Genomic DNA, 1,587 nt, shown 5'->3' on the forward strand with positions numbered 1-1,587 from the left:
GAGGGAGTGTGATCGACTCGGCGACCGTCGCCGTGTGGCCCCTGCCAGCCCTCGGCGTGCTCGCGGTCGCTGCGCCAGATATCGCTTCCGAGTTTACCCCTGCGGGTTTGCCACGGTCGATAGTAGCCGGCGCAGCCGACCGCGGGGACTGGCGTCCCCGCGAGCCCGCCTCGCCCTGGCGTCCACCAGGCACGTGGGTTGCCGAATCTGCTATCGAAGACACGGGTGGGGGGCAACGCAACGGTGGCCGACTCGCTTCGCCGACCCAGCCCATCCCTGCACGCGACGCCGGGCGCTGTTTCTCGCCCGCCGGGCCAGTGACCTATGTCCAACAGTACTCAGGCACCGCGAGATCCCGCCGATCGTGTCGAAGCCCAGCGCGCCCGCCGTCGTCGCCCTCGCCACCAGGACAGCCAGTCAGCTCCGAACACCTCGACGACCACTGGCGCGACCGACGCCGACGTCGCCGCCGCCATCGCGGCCGTCGAAGCCGACACCACCGACGACAGCTGACCGCACTGCATCGCCTCCGCCCAGCACCGCCCCGCGACCGCGACCACACCGCAACCGCGACCGCGACCGCACCGCGTGCTGCGCTTGCGCTCGCGGAGCCAGCGCCTGCGGCGCTGGCGGCCGCCCCGCCCCGCGCCGCCCTGCGCCGCGAGGCCCTGCGCCGGCGTCCTCTGGCAGGCGTCTGGAACTGGCCCGAGGCCATCCCTCGTCGCTTCGCCTAGCCGTTGCCCTCCCGGTCACGCGCTGGGCCCTCGACGCGGCTCCCGGCCGTGGCTTGGCCAGCCGTCTCAGACTCCACTCAACACACTCTCTTTCCAGTAGACCAGTAGGCTGCAACAATCCCGTAGTGCAAGCACGCCACAGAGCAAAGGGCCGTCGGCCGCCGACCCGGCAAGCAACCCCCGCTCGCTCCACAGCCAGCCGTCGGGGGTTCGCCGCCTGTGCATCGCTCCCTGCACGGGTGGTTCGCACCGCGCGTTATTTCCGGCCCGCAGGGTCAAGTGAGCGGTTTCTCCACCGAGAGCAGTCGCCCGGAAGCAGAGTGCGTCGTGACGCGGTGGCAGAGGCCGTGACAAGAGTGATTACAATGGGACGAAACGATTATACCAATGGTCGATCGCTCGACGCGAACAGTGCGACGAACACCCACCCTGAAGCAATGGATCCGCGCGACCTGGATCAGGGCGTGCAGGAACAGCCCATCACCCGGATGCCCGCGCCGGAGGGTGACCGGCCGGAGACGAGCGACGGCCACGAGATGAAGCGGTACAAGAAGGACGACCTGCGGAAATCCAGCGACGTTCGTCAGGGCTCGCTGGGCGAGGTCGCCGACATCGTCGGCGAGCGTGACAAGGTGACGACGAAGAACGTGGCTCGCGAGATGGCTGAGAGTCGCGAGGTCAACGAGGCCGACGCGCTGATCGATCACCGGGAGCGCCACGACGAGCGGTGTGCGACTCAGATGGGCGAGGAGGCTCGTCTGAACCTCAGTCGGCGGCCGGGCGAGACGCTCGAGCAGTACGAGACGCGTCTGGCCGAACAGCGCGTTCACCAGGACGACCACGAGACGGCCAA

General features: G+C 69.1%; 2 protein-coding genes. Both read left to right on the forward strand.

What is annotated here, in order from left to right:
* The first annotated feature begins 324 nt into the window (after positions 1–324).
* Positions 325–513: a hypothetical protein gene (locus tag BMX17_RS24830; RefSeq protein ID WP_092665319.1), complete on the forward strand. Its 189-nt coding sequence runs from the start codon at positions 325–327 to the stop codon at positions 511–513.
* Positions 514–1,171: 658 nt separating this feature from the next.
* A partial coding sequence (locus BMX17_RS24835) for a hypothetical protein (RefSeq protein ID WP_139203806.1) occupies positions 1,172–1,587 on the forward strand: 416 nt, incomplete at its 3' end.

It is taken from the genome of Halorientalis persicus (assembly GCF_900110215.1).
In the GTDB taxonomy this organism is placed as follows: Archaea; Halobacteriota; Halobacteria; order Halobacteriales; family Haloarculaceae; genus Halorientalis; species Halorientalis persica.

Bases quoted from the DNA above. Each gene is read 5' to 3' on its own strand.
- BMX17_RS24830 (WP_092665319.1), top strand. From the start codon at position 325: ATGTCCAACAGTACTCAGGCACCGCGAGATCCCGCCGATCGTGTCGAA.